At 40.9% G+C, this 15473-nt stretch carries 12 protein-coding genes; 3 read left to right on the plus strand and 9 right to left on the minus strand.

All coding sequences use genetic code 11. The features are described from left to right. Positions 1–445: 445 nt before the first annotated feature. The 4 genes from ACFINM_RS04080 to tkt all read right to left on the minus strand — a co-directional run bounded on the left by ACFINM_RS04080 (position 446) and on the right by tkt (position 6510). Complete coding sequence (locus tag ACFINM_RS04080) at positions 446–1477, minus strand: class I fructose-bisphosphate aldolase (protein WP_375621004.1); 1032 nt, start codon at positions 1475–1477, stop codon at positions 446–448. Positions 1478–1583: 106 nt separating this feature from the next. Beyond that, on the minus strand, positions 1584–2777 hold the full coding sequence (locus ACFINM_RS04085; protein ID WP_375621050.1) for a phosphoglycerate kinase: 1194 nt from the start codon (positions 2775–2777) through the stop codon (positions 1584–1586). Between the two features lie 515 nt (positions 2778–3292). Next, positions 3293–4300, minus strand: a complete 1008-nt coding sequence (gene gap / locus ACFINM_RS04090) for a type I glyceraldehyde-3-phosphate dehydrogenase (RefSeq protein WP_375640596.1) — start codon at positions 4298–4300, stop codon at positions 3293–3295. Positions 4301–4503: 203 nt separating this feature from the next. Next, on the minus strand, positions 4504–6510 hold the full coding sequence (tkt, locus tag ACFINM_RS04095) for a transketolase (RefSeq protein WP_375640601.1): 2007 nt from the start codon (positions 6508–6510) through the stop codon (positions 4504–4506). Positions 6511–6844: 334 nt separating this feature from the next. Between tkt and ACFINM_RS04100 the strand changes: the two genes are divergently transcribed. Together ACFINM_RS04100 and ACFINM_RS04105 are read left to right on the plus strand one after the other, a co-directional pair. After that, positions 6845–7120: a DUF4164 domain-containing protein gene (locus tag ACFINM_RS04100; protein ID WP_005774573.1), complete on the plus strand. Its 276-nt coding sequence runs from the start codon at positions 6845–6847 to the stop codon at positions 7118–7120. A 12-nt stretch (positions 7121–7132) separates the two neighbouring features. Then, positions 7133–7522, plus strand: a complete 390-nt coding sequence (locus ACFINM_RS04105) for a cell division protein ZapA (protein ID WP_375629691.1) — start codon at positions 7133–7135, stop codon at positions 7520–7522. A 1493-nt stretch (positions 7523–9015) separates the two neighbouring features. Here the strand turns inward: ACFINM_RS04105 and pyk are convergent. Then, a complete protein-coding gene (pyk, locus tag ACFINM_RS04110; protein WP_375629688.1) occupies positions 9016–10452 on the minus strand; it encodes a pyruvate kinase in 1437 nt (478 codons plus the stop codon). Next, complete coding sequence (locus ACFINM_RS04115; RefSeq protein ID WP_375640606.1) at positions 10449–10937, minus strand: DUF1036 domain-containing protein; 489 nt, start codon at positions 10935–10937, stop codon at positions 10449–10451. The genes pyk and ACFINM_RS04115 overlap by 4 nt, the downstream gene beginning before the upstream one ends. A gap of 262 nt (positions 10938–11199) precedes the next feature. Here ACFINM_RS04115 and ACFINM_RS04120 point away from each other — a divergent pair, with 262 nt between their 5' ends. Then, a complete protein-coding gene (locus tag ACFINM_RS04120) occupies positions 11200–11460 on the plus strand; it encodes a DUF2312 domain-containing protein (protein ID WP_005774567.1) in 261 nt (86 codons plus the stop codon). A 545-nt stretch (positions 11461–12005) separates the two neighbouring features. On the opposite strand, the gene rimJ is transcribed toward ACFINM_RS04120, so the two are convergent. The 3 genes from rimJ to ACFINM_RS04135 all read right to left on the minus strand — a co-directional run bounded on the left by rimJ (position 12006) and on the right by ACFINM_RS04135 (position 15388). Then, positions 12006–12569 carry a ribosomal protein S5-alanine N-acetyltransferase gene (gene rimJ, locus ACFINM_RS04125; protein WP_375640609.1) on the minus strand — a complete coding sequence of 188 codons (564 nt, stop codon included), beginning with the start codon at positions 12567–12569 and terminating at the stop codon, positions 12006–12008. Positions 12570–13139: 570 nt separating this feature from the next. After that, the gene (locus ACFINM_RS04130; protein ID WP_375640693.1) at positions 13140–15002 is read right to left on the minus strand and encodes an ABC-F family ATP-binding cassette domain-containing protein; all 1863 of its coding nucleotides are present in this window, start codon (positions 15000–15002) and stop codon (positions 13140–13142) included. Continuing rightward, positions 15002–15388: a hypothetical protein gene (locus ACFINM_RS04135; RefSeq protein ID WP_273790493.1), complete on the minus strand. Its 387-nt coding sequence runs from the start codon at positions 15386–15388 to the stop codon at positions 15002–15004. Before ACFINM_RS04135 ends, ACFINM_RS04130 begins: the two co-directional genes overlap by 1 nt. Between the last annotated feature and the right edge of the window lie 85 nt (positions 15389–15473).

Raw genomic sequence — 15473 nt, forward strand, 5'->3', positions numbered from 1 at the left:
CTGTATTCCAATCCGCTCAGAAATCGCAACTCTCTAATCTACCCGCTTAATCCACCTTTAAAACTGCAATCAAATGAATTCTGCTGATGACAAGTAATGATAACATGAAAAAGAAAAAATATCACAATATCAAACTCTTCAATACAGTATGAGCTTTATGATTTTCACTCAAAAAGTAAGTACCACCTCATGAACGACACCATACTAAAGTGCTGTGCATTCACAAATTTCCTAGCATTATCTCCCCTTCTCGAAATTGCACCTCTCCCGCAATCTTATCTCTCGATAGCACCCATTAAAGACTTTTAAAAGGTCCAAGGAAAAAACTCTCTGAGAAAGCTTTTAAGCCTAAAATGCCCCCGCCATTTTTATCATGATGAGGGCACCCAAAAAATCACGCAGAAATATGAAAAATCTCTCCGCATTTAAGAACAGAGCTTGTGCTTCAATCGCACGCTTTTTCTTGTTCTTTTGTCCATTGTCCCAAAGCCGCAAGATGGTTCATCCGAGCCCGATGACTAAATGCCTTCTGTGCAACAGCAATATTCTCATCTTTTCCAGCCCATGCTTTTAAGGCAGCTGCTTGCAATGCGCGTCCATAGGAAAAGGTCAATTTCCAAGGCAATGCGCCCAAAGAATTCATAGCAGATAAATGCGCCGTTGCTTCCTGATCAGACTGTCCTCCAGAAAGAAAAGCAATTCCGGGAACAGCGGCAGGAACAGTCTGTTTAAGCACCTGGACAGTCTTTTCAGCAACTTCTTCAACAGAAGCCTTGCGAGCATCCTTTCCATCAATCACCATATTGGGTTTTAAAATCATCCCCTCCAAAAGAACACGAGCTTCAAACAATTCTTTAAAGACAGCCTGCAAAACAGTGCGTGTCACCTCAAAGCAGCGTGTAATTGAATGCCCACACGATGATCCATCCATCAACACTTCCGGCTCAACAATGGGCACAATATTGAACTCCTGACATAAGGCAGCATAGCGTGCAAGAGCTTGTGCATTTTGTCTTATGGCGCCTCTTGTTGGCAAAGTGTGTTCATCAATAGCAATTACCGCCCGCCATTTAGCAAAACGTGCTCCCAAAGCATAATAATCTTTTAGCCGCTCACGAAGACCATCCAACCCTTCGGTAATTGTTTCTTGGGGAAAAGCAGCCAAGGGTTTTGCACCGGTATCAACTTTAATCCCTGGCAAAGCGCCTGAATCCCGAATAAGATCCGTCAACATTTTCCCAATTGATGCTTTTTGCCGAATGGTTTCATCAAATAAAATAACCCCAGAGATGGCGTTTTCCATCGCTTCTTTTGTACTAAAAAGCATTTCACGATAAGCACGGCGCTTATCTTCATTGGATTCAACACCAATGCTTTCAAAACGCTTTCCAATGGTCGCCGTACTTTCATCTGCCGCCAAAATACCTTTACCCGCATGCACCAAAGCAAGTGCAATATCTTCAAGCCGTTCATTCATAAAAAATTCCTCTTATTTTGTCTTAATTTCTAAAAATGCGCAACACTATCAAAACACTCTACACGATTGTATAGCTTTTCTTTAACCTTCCCTTCAAAGAAGCCCTTTAAGCCTGCATAAGAGCAAGAATACCAGGAAGAACCTTACCTTCCATCCATTCCAAAAAAGCTCCTCCAGCAGTTGAGAGATAAGTAAAATCATTGGCAACACCGGCATGATTAAGGGCAAAAACCGTATCGCCCCCTCCCGCAATTGAAACCAAATTTCCCGTCAAACTACGTTCTGCTGCATGGCGTGCAACGGCAATGGTTCCCTTATCAAAGGGAGGCATCTCAAAAACACCAAGGGGTCCATTCCACACAAGAGTAGCAGCTTCATCTATCGCAGTATTGATATGCGCAATAGAGCGCGTCCCAATATCCAATATCATGCCATCTTGTGGAATATCTTCAATGTCATAAAGACGATGCGGTGCATCTTTTTCAAAACGAAATCCCACAACAGCATCCTGAGGGAGCAGAAGCGTACAGTGACACTCTTGCGCTTTTTTAATGATTTTTTTTATCGTTTCCATCAATGCATGTTCACACAGTGATTTCCCTACATGGATACCTTGCGCAGCTAAAAAACTATTAGCCATCCCCCCACCAATAATTAAGGAGTCAACTTTTTCCACCAAATGATTGAGCACAAAAAGCTTACTAGAAACCTTTGCTCCTCCCACAAGAGCAACCACAGGACGTGCTGGATTGCCAAGTCCTTTTTCTAATGCCTGCAATTCACCTTGCAAAGACCGTCCTGCATAAGAAGGCAACAAATGCGTTATTCCCTCCACCGAAGCATGGGCACGATGAGAAACTGAAAAAGCATCATTGACATAGAGATCTCCATTATGAGCCAAAGCTTCTGCAAAAGAACAATCATTCTTTTCTTCACCAGCATAAAAACGAACATTTTCAAGCAGTAAAACACCACCATTTTGTAATGACTCAACTGCAACCTGCACCGCCGAACCGATACAGTCCGGAGCAAAAGCAACCGGCTGATTAATGATCTTTTCCAGCACTTGCACAACAGGACGGAGTGAAAACTCTTGCTCTACCTTTCCTTTGGGGCGACCACAATGAGAAAGCAGAATAAGTTTAGCACCACGCTTTTGCAGCTCAACGAGTGTCTCTTTATGTCGTACAAGACGCGTCTCATCGCATACCTTACCTTGCGCCATAGGAACATTAAAATCTACGCGCACCAGAACACGTTTACCCAAAACATCAACATCATCAAGTGTACGAAACCCCATCACTGCTTCCTCTTCACTTTCCATTGTTTCAAATAAAAACGCATCCAACAACCCTGCCCACTTTTCTTTCCACTTATCCCCCTCTTTGCTTTTACAAGAGATCCACGACAGCCTATCTCTCACCCTTTGCTTAATAAAAATCCAAAGCTTTTATCGTCAAATGTACAAAAGCCCACCATTGCTCTTAATCTTCATATTCCATTGTGGCAAACAAATGCATTGGCTCAACTTGATCTCTATTAAAGCTTCCTTTTACTTCTAGGAAAAAGAGTTTACATCTCCTGTTTTCTAACGTTTTCTCAAAGGGTATCTCGTTCAGATCTTACTTTTTCAAAGTTTACTCTTTCATGCATCTTTTAAAAGCACGTATTGACACAGTATTAAAACAAAACACATCATCAATTTTTCAATAGCCTCTTCTCTCTAGCGCATGAGAACAACAGCCTCTAACTGTTTTTCTCAAAATTGCACAAAAATGAGACTTTTCCTTATAAAAAGAGGACCCTGAGGTCCTCTTATATTGTCTGAGCAAAAGCCACTGCCGTATCACTCATACGGTTAGAAAAGCCCCATTCATTATCATACCAAACCAGAACGCGACAGAGCTTACCATCAATCACTTTGGTTTGATCATTGTGGAAAATAGCTGAATGAGGATTATGATTAAAATCACAACTCACGAGTTTCTCTTCTGTAGTGTCCAAAACGCCCTTCAAAGAACCCTGTGCAGCAGTAGCAATAGCTGTATTAATTTCTTCGATTGTTGTGGAACGCTTAGCGATAAATGTCAAATCAACCACAGAAACATTAGGGGTCGGAACACGAATCGATACACCATCAAGCAATCCCTTTAATTCTGGCAAGACCAATCCCACAGCTTTTGCCGCTCCTGTTGAGGTAGGAATCATAGAAAGAGCTGCCGCACGTGCACGATAAAGGTCCCGATGCATTGTATCCAATACAGGTTGATCACCCGTATAAGAATGGATTGTTGTCATAAAGCCCTTTTCAATGCCCACCGTATTGTGTAAAACTTGTGCAACAGGCGCCAAACAATTGGTTGTACAAGAAGCATTTGAAACAACGCGATGCTCGCTGCTTAAAGATTGATGATTAACCCCATAGACGACCGTAAGATCTGCTCCTTCAGAAGGCGCAGAAATAAGAACACGCTTTGCCCCCGCATCTAAATGAGCACTTGCTTTATCACGCGCAGTAAAAATGCCCGTACATTCCAAAGCAATATCGATATCCAAATCTTTCCAAGGCAATTGAGCAGGATCACGCTCTGCGCATACCTTTATTAAACCACCTCCCACATCAATAGCATCCCCTACCACCTTAACGATACCAGGAAAACGCCCATGAACTGAATCATAGCGTAATAAATGGGCATTTGTTTCCACCGATCCCAAATCATTAATTGCAACCACTTCAACATCTTGTCGTCCACTTTCCACAAGTGCACGTAAAATATTGCGACCAATACGACCAAACCCATTAATTGCAACACGAACTGTCATTTCACATGTTTCCTCATCAATTTTTAAAAGCACAACATTTAAAACACAATAAATGGGTATTTCACCAATCCAAAATCATTAATTCCCACAATGTCAATATCTTGATCACTCACTCACTTATCCACAATAATGCACAAGATCATCCACAGCACTGCACAGAATATGATGCCCTACAATCACCCCATTCATGACAACACAAGCTGTCACTTTGTCTTTTCCTCTTTGATCTTTTCCAGCTCTTTTTCAACGGTGGCAACGACATTTTCCCAAGTAATACCAAAATGCGCATAAAGGGCATCAATTGTTCCACTTGCCCCAAAGCCCTCCATACCAATAAACACACCATCACAGCCAATAAAACGATCCCATCCTTGGGCGACAGCAGCTTCAATGGCAATTTTAATCGGTGCATCTCCAATGAGAGCACGCTGATAGGAGAGAGATTGTTGAGAAAAAAGTTCAAAACAAGGCACAGAAACCACACGCGTTGGGATGCCTTTTTCTTCTAACACCGCATGTGCCTCCACTGCAATTTGCAATTCTGAACCAGAAGCAAACAGCGTCACTTGTGCATCATCGCTAGCTGTTAGGAATTCATAAGCACCAAGCATACAGAGATTTTCTTCTTCATACTCTTGACGCAAAAGCGGTAGATTTTGTCGACTTAAAGCCAAGGTAGAAGGCGTCCCGCATGCTTTCAAAGCCAATTGCCAACACTCAACTGTCTCCATAGCATCGGCAGGACGGAACACAAAATGATTAGGCATTGCACGCAGGCAAGCCAAATGCTCTACGGGTTGATGGGTCGGACCATCTTCACCAAGACCAATAGAATCATGAGTCATGACATAAATCACCCGCAACCCCATGAGAGAAGACAAACGCATAGCAGGACGCATATAGTCAGAAAAGCATAAAAAGGTTCCCCCATAAGGAATAAAGCCGCCATAAAGGGCAAGACCATTCATCACAGCTCCCATTGCATGTTCGCGAATTCCATAATGCAGATAGCGCCCTGAAAAATCTTCAGCAGAGATACTTTTCATCTGGCTGCTTTTTGTATTATTAGATCCGGTTAAATCAGCCGAACCACCAATAGTCTCAACAACGACCTCATTGATCACTTCAAGAGCCATTTCCGAAGCTTTACGCGTAGCAACAACGGGGCGCTCTTCAACCAATTTCTGTTTATAAGTATCAATAGCGCCATCAAATCCGCCCACGAGATCGCCCCGCATCAATCTTTCAAACTCCACACGCTCTGAGACAGGAAGATCAGCAAATTTTTCTTCCCATTTTTGGCGTTTTTTAGCAGCATTGAGACTAGCCAAGCGCCAATTATCGAGAATATCGGCTGGAATAACGAAAGGCTCAGCATCCCACCCTAACGCGATACGGGTTTCAGTGATTTCTCGTGCGCCCAAAGGGGCTCCATGAATTTTATTGGTACCCGCTTTATTGGGTGCTCCAAAGCCAATTGTTGTTTTACAAGCGATCAAAGTTGGTTTATCGGAATTTTGTGCCGCCTCAATAGCTCGCGCAATTGCTGCTTGATCATGCCCATTGACTTTATGTGTCTCCCAACCAGATGCCTTAAAACGCGCAATCTGATCTGTACTGTCAGCAAGGGAAATCTCTCCATCGATAGAAATATTATTATCGTCCCACAACACAATAAGCTTATTGAGTTTCAAATGACCGGCAAGGGAAAGTGCTTCTTGAGATATCCCTTCCATAAGGCATCCATCGCCCACCAACGCATAAGTGTAATGGTTGATAAGATCACCAAAACGGGCATTTTGCAAACGCTCTCCAAGAGCCATCCCCACGGCATTAGCCAATCCTTGTCCGAGAGGACCAGTCGTTGTTTCGATTCCTGCCACATGCCCATATTCTGGATGCCCAGCAAGCTTTGCTCCTAATTGGCGAAAATTTTTGAGATCTTCAATGCCAATATCTTCATAACCAGAAAGATACAAGAGAGCATAAAGCAACATAGACCCATGTCCTGCTGATAACACAAAACGATCACGGTTAGGCCAGCGAGGTTTTTTGGGGTCATGAGCAAGGAATCTTGTATAAAGAACCGTAGCAATATCGGCTGCTCCCATTGGCAAGCCCGGATGACCAGAATTTGCTTTTTCAATCGCATCAATAGCAAGAAAACGGATAGCATTGGCCATCTGATTCTGTTGGTGGGTGTTTGTCATGAATAATCGACCATTTCGTTAAATACGTTATTCTGTTGCTTTTTCCGTATTCTCTTAAAATTCTCAAGAAATACTATTTTCTAACCATTAGCGTGAGACTTTTTGCCACCACTTCAATAATATTAATAACATTCCCCTCACGCGTTCTGTATATCCATGTCATTTATGCCAATACGCGCAAAAAATCCAGCTTTTAATTTATATCTATCCCCTGCTTTGCTTGCTAAAATATCCTACATACTTAAAAATAAAATGCACACAATACAAGAGTGAAAGTGATTCGTTTTTGCATAACACATTGATAAAGGATACAATTACCCAAAGGATAAAAGCAATGAACCAAGAGACTACAGTTCTACAAGATGCTTTAGAGCACCTAGAAAAGGCACTTAGAACTTTAGAGATCACCATAATAAACCGCAATGCCGTTATTGATAAAAATAACGAATGGGAAGAAGAAATCCAACGAATGAATGCTGACCGCAGCCATCTTGCCCAAGCGCTTGACAAAGCTGAAGCCCAAATTGAACGCTTAGAGTCCGTAAACAAAGAAGTTTCCAAACGTCTTATTAAAGCAATGGAAACAATTCGTGTTGTCATTGATAGATAAAGGTTTGAATGTATGGAAACTGTTTCCGTTACCATTGATGGTAAAGTTTATCGCATGGCTTGTGACAAAGGACAAGAACGTCGTCTTATTGCGCTTGCTGCTCAATTGGATCAATATATCACACATTTAAAGAACAATTTTGGTGAAATTGGCGACCATCGTTTATCGGTTATGGCTGGCATAATGATTATTGATGAAATGGAAGAAATAAAACGAGAAAATAAAAAATTACAAGAAGACTACAATACTCTTTTACGACTCCACAACGAAAGAGACCGTACCATGGGGAAAATTATGCGTGACACCACACAACGCATTGAAAATCTCACCAACCAATTGCTCAAAGATGATCAAAACTGCACAAACCTTCAAGAACAAGAACAGGAACAGGAAGATTTCTAAAAATTACATCAGCGCGTAATAAACCAGAGATTTGACTTGTCCGCCACATCTCACAGGATAAAAATTCTTAAACCCACACCAGTGTGTAAACAGTCTGGTTTTTTATAGGAAGGATTCCAGCTACTCACGACTTATGGGATTAACTTAAACCTCAACAAGAAAGCCCTACCCTGAATATTTCACCTCCGCACAAACGCTTCCTATATCAAGGAGGCTGCCTTATATCACCACATTTCAAATGAGATGTCTTTTAACCGCGCAATAAGATAACAAAATCAACATCATTGTAAAAAAATCATATAAATGACAACAGCAACAAACAAATAAAGCACCCTTCGAAAAAAAGAGCTATATTCATGTTCCCTATGAATGCATGCCCAAAAATCCTTGCCCCTTAGATAATATTAAGCAGATTCAATATATATTAAAAAAATAACCTTATCTATTATACCGTAAAACACCGCTATTTGATACTATAAGCACCATGGAGTCTTTGCACCTGAGATATCCATCCGATGAAACCCACCGAAAAGAACCGTATCATTTATAAACCAGCGTGAACTTTAGTATTTTCATCCTTTAGAGCAGGAAAAAAGTCAAACCCGAAGAGTATGTTAATCTCATACAACCTCAAACATCATAAACAACAATAATAGCTCTTGAAAACATCCTCTACCGCTATTTTTATCCTTATAACAAACAAACAATTCATCCATACCTCTCTCCCCACCCCTCAAAATCTCCAAGCTTAATAAAAGAAAGAGCAAGTCGGCATCATCATTATAGTCAGCCCTCAGTATTGCGATAGCCCCCTTGGCTCGTAAAACGATTCATAAGAGGGACGCCTTTCTTGTACAGCTTTTTCCCATAAAACCCACCCGCTTATGACGTACAAGCAAAGAGTTATGATTAACAAAACATAAATAAATTTAAGAGAATCTTACGGAATTCGGGGTTCTAATTCAAGTTTAATAACGATAAATTATCATTATAAATCAATATGTTGTAAATGATTCGACAAGGCATATTTTAAAAACACATTCACCCATCACTTTTTCTCATAACATACCAGTACGATTTTTTAGGCACATAATTTTAATTTTATTCAATTCTGTTTGCAAAAGTTTAAAATGGGAAAAATTTCAAGGCTCTTATCCAAAAAGCGAAAGAATGAACTCTCAATTATCAATAAACATCTCGCTCGTATAAACATCAATAAAGCATCCCCAATCTGTCTCAATGAAATAAAAGGGGGGCTCCCATTAAATGCCCTACCGTAAAAGCAGCTTCCTCAGAACTAAAACAAAATCAACAGACCAATATCACCGCATCTGCTTCCATCCCCAAACTGGACGACCTAACGCAATACCTTTCTATCTTACGATAGAAGATATAAAGAATAATGGGTCTATGGAGGCATTCACAAGAGGCGCACACCCGTTGTTTTTAAAGCCTGTTCAAAGGCGCATGAAAAAACACCATGCGTAAACGGCTCAAATCCCTTTCGTTCCATCTTGAGAGACAGAAGCAATACGCAAGAGATTTGTCGCACCGGGCGTTCCAAGAGGAACCCCAGCTGTCACAAGGAAGCGATCTCCCCCTTTGCAAAAGCCTTCCTGAAATGCAATCGCTGCTGCTCGATCAACCATATCTTCTAAACTCCGTGCATCTTGCGTGACCACACAATGAAGCCCCCAAACTAAAGCCAAACGCCTTGCTGTTTCCACAATGGGCGATAAAGCAATAATGGGTCTATTAGGGCGTTCACGAGAGGCGCGCACCCCCGTTGTTCCTGAAGCCGTATAGGCAACGATAGCGGATAGAGCAAGTGTTTCAGCAATCTGACGCGCAGCAAGAGAAATCGCATCCGTTCCTGTTGATTCTGGTGCTGGATGTTGTGCTCCAACCTGAGCGGCATAAGTGTGATCCTGTTCGATTTGCCGCGCGATTCGATCCATCATAAGCACAGCTTCTTCAGGATAACGACCAGAAGCAGATTCAGCAGACAACATCACCGCATCTGTTCCTGCATAAACTGCTGTAGCAACATCTGACACCTCTGCGCGTGTCGGAACAGAAGATGTGATCATTGATTCAAGCATTTGTGTTGCCACCACAACAGGCTTTCCTGCTAAACGACAAGCTTTTATGAGCTCCATCTGAAGTGCAGGGACCTTTTCCAAAGGCATTTCCACTCCGAGATCACCCCGTGCAATCATAATGCCATCAGATACATCAATAATTTTCTCTATATGCTCCAAGGCTTGAGGCTTTTCGATTTTAGCCATCAAAGACACCTTACTTTTCGTCAACTGACGCACCGCCATAATATCTTCTGGACGTTGAATAAAAGAAAGAGCAACCCAATCAACAGGCTGCTGTAAAAGAGCCTGAAGATCCTCCTTATCTTTTGACGTCATCGAATCAAAAGGCAAAATTGTATCGGGAAAACTGACACCCTTTCGATCAGAAATACGGGTTCCAGCAACCACGCGACACTGTACAGAATGACCATCACAAACTTGCGCACGCAGTTCCACCCTTCCATCATCAATCAACAACCGATCCCCTGGTTTAACAGCCGAAAATACATCCTCATGAGGGAAAAAAACACGCTGTGCATCACCAAGAACATCGCGATTATCTAACGTAAAGCTTTGCCCAACACGCAAATCTTCTTGACCCTTAGCAAAACGCCCCACACGCAGTTTTGGCCCCTGAAGATCCACCAAAATACCAATGGGGCGTCGAACTGTTTTTTCAACTTCTCGTATAGACTCGACCAAATCACCCAGCATATCACGATCAGTATGGCTCATATTAAGACGAAAAACGTCTGCCCCTGCCCTAAAAAGCTTTTCAATCATCAAACGAGAAAAAGAAGAAGGACCAAGAGTCGCAATAATTTTTACTTTACGTGCACGTTTCACGGTGGAGAATTTCCTGAAAGAGAAGGTATAACTGAATTGTTTAACAAAGACTCATCCGTCAACTGTACCATCCAACTGGTTTGATTTCCGGTATCGATCTCTTTAAATTCAGCCTTTTGATATCCTCGAGGGAAACAATCATGAACCCCTTGAATAGTAAATTGGCTATCTTGTACACACATGGTCACAGAGCCTGCCCAGTTCCCTTTTTTTTGTGCCCCTTCCGCATAAAAATAATAAAACCGTGAAGCAAGAGGCCCCTCAATTAAAGTTTTACATTCCGTCACTGGTACCGTCCACCAGCCTTCGCTCACCCACCCTGAAAATGTACGATATCCAAGAGCAACCCCTACAGACTGTTGGGTTGTATTACAAACCCTAAAGTCAGCTTTTGCAAAAACAACAAGGGGAAACAAGAGCAAAATGCTCAAAAGAAAAACTTTTAATCCTTTCTGAAGCACCCAATATCGTTTTTTTAAAATCACAAAACTTCCTCTATAATGCCAAATTCTCAAAACAAATTACACATTTCTTTTTTTAAAGCTTTTCAAATCTAAAACGTATATTTTTATATTTTTCTTTTTATAGCCCTTTTATCAATGCATATATCTTAAAAATTTTACAAAATATTTAAAGTCAATTTGTAAAAAAAACTGTGTAGCTTGACTTACTTTTTATTTTCAAGCTTTTTTAACATAAATTCGTCGTCGAAAAACAACTTAAATATATAACTTGGAGAAAAATACAATGAACGATACAGTAACCGATCAAACACACGCTATATCCGTAAACCAATTACGCTCTTTTATCGAACGTATTGAACGACTAGAAGAAGAGAAAAAAACCATTTCTGATGATATTAAAGACGTTTACACTGAACTTAAAGGCTCTGGTTTTGATAGTAAAGCTGTTCGAAGCATTATACGGCTGCGTAAAAAAGAAGAACATGAACGAATGGAAGAAGAAGCAATCATTGAGCTATATAAAAATGCGCTTGGTATGAATTAAAGCCATTGATAACATTGGAAATTTTCTTAAGAAAAGAAAATACAAAAAACAAATGGCAAAAAACAAATGAATGTATAAAAATTTCACCCAAACAATAAGCCGTTTGTGTAACTTGTAACGAGACTATCGGTCACAGAATACACAATATTGCAACAGCCCTCACATTTAAAAGGATTTATACAGAGAATTTTTATTCTTGTTCTTCAATAATTTTTATCCACATAAACTCTCACTTGTATGCCAACCTATGCCAACTCAGTTTGTGATGTGCAAGAGAGGTGTTTTTATGATTAAAAATCAATAAATTTGAAGTGAGAAAGTCTTCCGATATTGAGGACTCTCTTCAAATTAAAAAAATGAGTTATGATGATAAATCAATTTCTTATCTACGAAAAGAAACATATAAAAATAGTCAGCAGTTGAAATCCGCTAAACGAGAATCTGAACTGTTTACAAAAGAAGAGGTGGTTAAAGATCTTAGTCTTTTAGGATAAGGAAAAGTGCAGCATATTTACACATTTGATAAAAAGACCCTTAACAAAACTTTATTCGAATCTATTAACGGACTCATAAAGATCATTGATTCGAGAGATTAGAATGTGATCTCTCCATTTTCCAGAAATCATCAAATAGTCTTTGGCATAGCCTTCTTTTTCAAAATGAAGGCATTTTAATAAACGTTCGCTTTTTATGTTCTCAGGTCTATAATTTGCCATCACTCTATGTAGATGATAAACATGAAAGATATGGCGTATTAGAGCCGATAAACTCTCAAACATGAGACCTTTGCCTTGTTGTTTTTCATCAAGAGAAAAACCAAGATGACAGGCTTGAAAAACACCCCGAACCACATTTGTAAAATTCACAACACCGATGACTGTGTTTTCATTTTTTAATCGTACAGCATATCGGTATGCTTGTCCCTGTGCACTTTCATAAGCAAATGCATTGGCTCGTGTTTCCCAAGCTGTTAGGCTGTGGTAACCATCAGATCTAACAGGTTCAAAAGGACGCAGATGATTCGCATTACGGAGGAAATAAGAAGACAGTTCAGCTGCATCTTCTAAACCGATCAATGTGGAAATTGTTCGCTTTGTTTTAATTGCCATCATTTCCTCCTCCTAGACAATGTCACAATAACACGTTGATTTATCTTAACAAATCATCATTTTTAAACTTAAATTATAACATCAAATACAGTAAGCTTTTCTCATCACAACACTTCTTACGTTAGAATTAATAAGGATCATTTGCTTTTCCGTCATAAGTGGGGGTGGTATGTTTAAAGCATAAGGTAAAGACAAGGGCATGTTTCTTATGAATGCTCTCAAATTCCAAGGGGCGCTATAGCAACACTAAGAGCGAGCAAAATATGCAATGGAACTGGCATATTTCCATATACGAAATTTTGAAAAAACTCACGGCAAAGATAGTTTTGTTTCTTTGCCTTGTAAGCTCAGAGCATGCTTGTTTTAGGCTACCATATCACTACCCCCGTATACAAATTCCAATGACCATCACCTTGAGATGCTATATGTTACAGTGCGATCTAAAAAGTCTCTGCCATAACCCGTCAACAACACTGTTCGCGCTAAATCAGCCACAAACTCTTGTAACAAATCAAAGAAAAGCGATGATGCAATACGAATTAAAATGCTTAGATCTTAATATCTGAAACATTACCGTGAACACGCTTCCATTTCTTCGCGTAAAATTTCAAGTTCTAACCACTCTTCTTCTTTTTGTGTGCAAGTATTTTTCTTTTTTTCCAACGCTGTTGATAAACGCTCAAAACGCTCTTTATCACTGCGATAAAGGGCTGGATCAGAGAGTTCTTGCTCAATTTTTTTGATTTCGTCCTGCAAAACAGCAATTTCTTCAGGCAATTTTTCTAATGCATAAACCTGCTTATAAGACAATTTACCTCGTGTTTTTTTCTCTCGCCCTATCAAGCGATCATCTGTTGATGTGTCCTGCTTTGAAAGCTCTCCCGCATGAGATTTTGAAGGTGCTTTACGTTGCGATAATTCTGTTCTTTTGCGTTGTAAGCGAAGAGCATGCTGGTTTTGCGCCATCATATCACTATAGCCGCCCGCATACAAAACCCAATGACCATCACCTTGAGGTGCCAACATATGCGTTACAGTACGATCTAAAAAGTCTCTGTCATGGCTGACCAACAATACTGTTCCCGCAAAATCAGCAATAAATTCTTGCAACAAATCCAAAGTTTCCATATCCAAATCATTGGTCGGTTCATCAAGAATCAAAAAGTTTGCAGGACGAGAAAGAAGTCGTGCAAGCATGAGGCGTGCTCTTTCTCCCCCTGAAAATTCTTTAAGGGGAGTGCGTGCTTGTTCAGGTGAAAATAAAAAGTCTTTCATATAAGAAACCACATGCCGCTCCAGCCCATTGATCACAAGAGTATCACCTCTTCCTCCCGTTAAATAATGCGCTAAAGTTTCTTCTTCATTTAAAATACGTTGCTGATCAAGCAATGCCATGGAGAGGTTATAGCCATGCCTCACCGTTCCACTATCCACGGCTTCTTGCCCAATTAATGCAGAAAGGAGCGTTGTCTTTCCGATACCATTGGGTCCTACCAAACCGATTCGATCACCCCGCTGAATGCGCAAAGAGAAATCTTTCACGATAATGCGATCACCATAGGATTTTGAAATTTTCTTTGCTTCAAGCACCAATTGCCCAGAATCATGACTTTTTGCTGCTGTCAAAAGTGCATTTCCTGGCTGCCCTTTATAGGTTTGATGACGCTGTCTTAAGTCTTTTAATTCGCCCAAGCGCCGTACATTACGCTTACGCCGTGCGCTCACGCCATAACGCAACCATTGCTCTTCACGAGCAATTTGGCGCCCCAATTTATGCTGTTCGATGGCTTCTTCTTCCAGTGCTTTATCACGCCAATTTTCAAACTCAGAAAAACGCTTTTCCAGCCTTTTGGTTGTACCACGATCAAGCCATACCGTTGACCGTGTAACATTTTCTAAAAATCGTCGATCATGGGAAATCACCACAATCGCTGAACGCAAAGAAGCCAAAACAGCTTCCAGCCATTCAATAGTTGGTAAATCAAGATGATTGGTTGGTTCATCTAAGAACAAAATATCGGGTTTTGCAGCAATGGCTCGTAACAACGAAACACGCCGCTTTTCGCCTCCCGAAAGCGTTTCCAATTTTTCCGTCCCAGAAAACCCTAAATTTGTGCGAAGCGTATTAATCCACTGAACATCAGATATATCATCCAGCCCCGCTTCCATATAAGCGTTAATATCTTCAAATCCTGAACAATCCGGATTTTGTGAGACATAACGGAGCGTTACTCGCGGGTGGCGAAAAATTTCGCCACCATGAGGTTCTAATATTCCTGCGGCAATTTTTAACAGGGTCGATTTTCCACAACCATTACGGCCAACCAACGCAATACGCGCCCCCTGCTCAACCGATAAAGAAGCTTGATTGAGCAAAGGCGTTTTTCCAAAATTTAAGAAAATGCGGTCAAGCCGCAAAAGCGGCACCGCCATTAACGAACGCGGCGCGGACAAGGTGCTTTATACATCACCCCTCTTGCATCACGGTAAGCACACAATTGCCGTACAGGAACTCTCTGTCCACAAGGTGCTTGGTAAACATGCCCTCTACGACCACGATACGTGCACAATTGTGATACCTGTCTTTGTTGTTTTCTTTGATTTGCAGCTGCACCTGTTACTGTTCCAGCCAAAGCACCAAATGCTGCACCGGTAAGTGCTGCTCCAGGCGTACTTCCAGCAATAGCAGTTCCAGCCAAAGCACCGATTGCTGCTCCTCCTACGCCGTAACGTGCAACGCGTTCATCGTTTGTAGTACAAGCGACTGAACTGAAACCAATGGCTGAAACAACGGCCACTTTAAAAATTGATTTTAACATATCAAAACCTTTCCTTCTCAAGATCAATACATATATCGTTTATGTCGGCACTTCATCACTAGGCCCCCCCCTGCCTTATTCAGAA

The sequence above is a fragment of the Bartonella sp. AA168HLJHH genome (assembly GCF_042197365.1).
Taxonomy (GTDB): Bacteria; Pseudomonadota; Alphaproteobacteria; order Rhizobiales; family Rhizobiaceae; genus Bartonella.

Excerpts from the sequence above, each read along its gene's own strand:
- ACFINM_RS04080 (WP_375621004.1), bottom strand. The coding sequence starts at position 1,477 with ATGAATGAACGGCTTGAAGATATTGCACTTGCTTTGGTGCATGCGGGT.
- ACFINM_RS04085 (WP_375621050.1), bottom strand. The coding sequence starts at position 2,777 with ATGGGGTTTCGTACACTTGATGATGTTGATGTTTTGGGTAAACGTGTT.
- gap (WP_375640596.1), bottom strand. The coding sequence starts at position 4,300 with ATGACAGTTCGTGTTGCAATTAATGGGTTTGGTCGTATTGGTCGCAAT.
- tkt (WP_375640601.1), bottom strand. The coding sequence starts at position 6,510 with ATGACAAACACCCACCAACAGAATCAGATGGCCAATGCTATCCGTTTT.
- ACFINM_RS04100 (WP_005774573.1), top strand. The coding sequence starts at position 6,845 with ATGAACCAAGAGACTACAGTTCTACAAGATGCTTTAGAGCACCTAGAA.
- ACFINM_RS04105 (WP_375629691.1), top strand. The coding sequence starts at position 7,133 with ATGGAAACTGTTTCCGTTACCATTGATGGTAAAGTTTATCGCATGGCT.
- ACFINM_RS04120 (WP_005774567.1), top strand. The coding sequence starts at position 11,200 with ATGAACGATACAGTAACCGATCAAACACACGCTATATCCGTAAACCAA.
- rimJ (WP_375640609.1), bottom strand. The coding sequence starts at position 12,569 with ATGGCAATTAAAACAAAGCGAACAATTTCCACATTGATCGGTTTAGAA.
- ACFINM_RS04130 (WP_375640693.1), bottom strand. The coding sequence starts at position 15,002 with ATGGCGGTGCCGCTTTTGCGGCTTGACCGCATTTTCTTAAATTTTGGA.
- ACFINM_RS04135 (WP_273790493.1), bottom strand. The coding sequence starts at position 15,388 with ATGTTAAAATCAATTTTTAAAGTGGCCGTTGTTTCAGCCATTGGTTTC.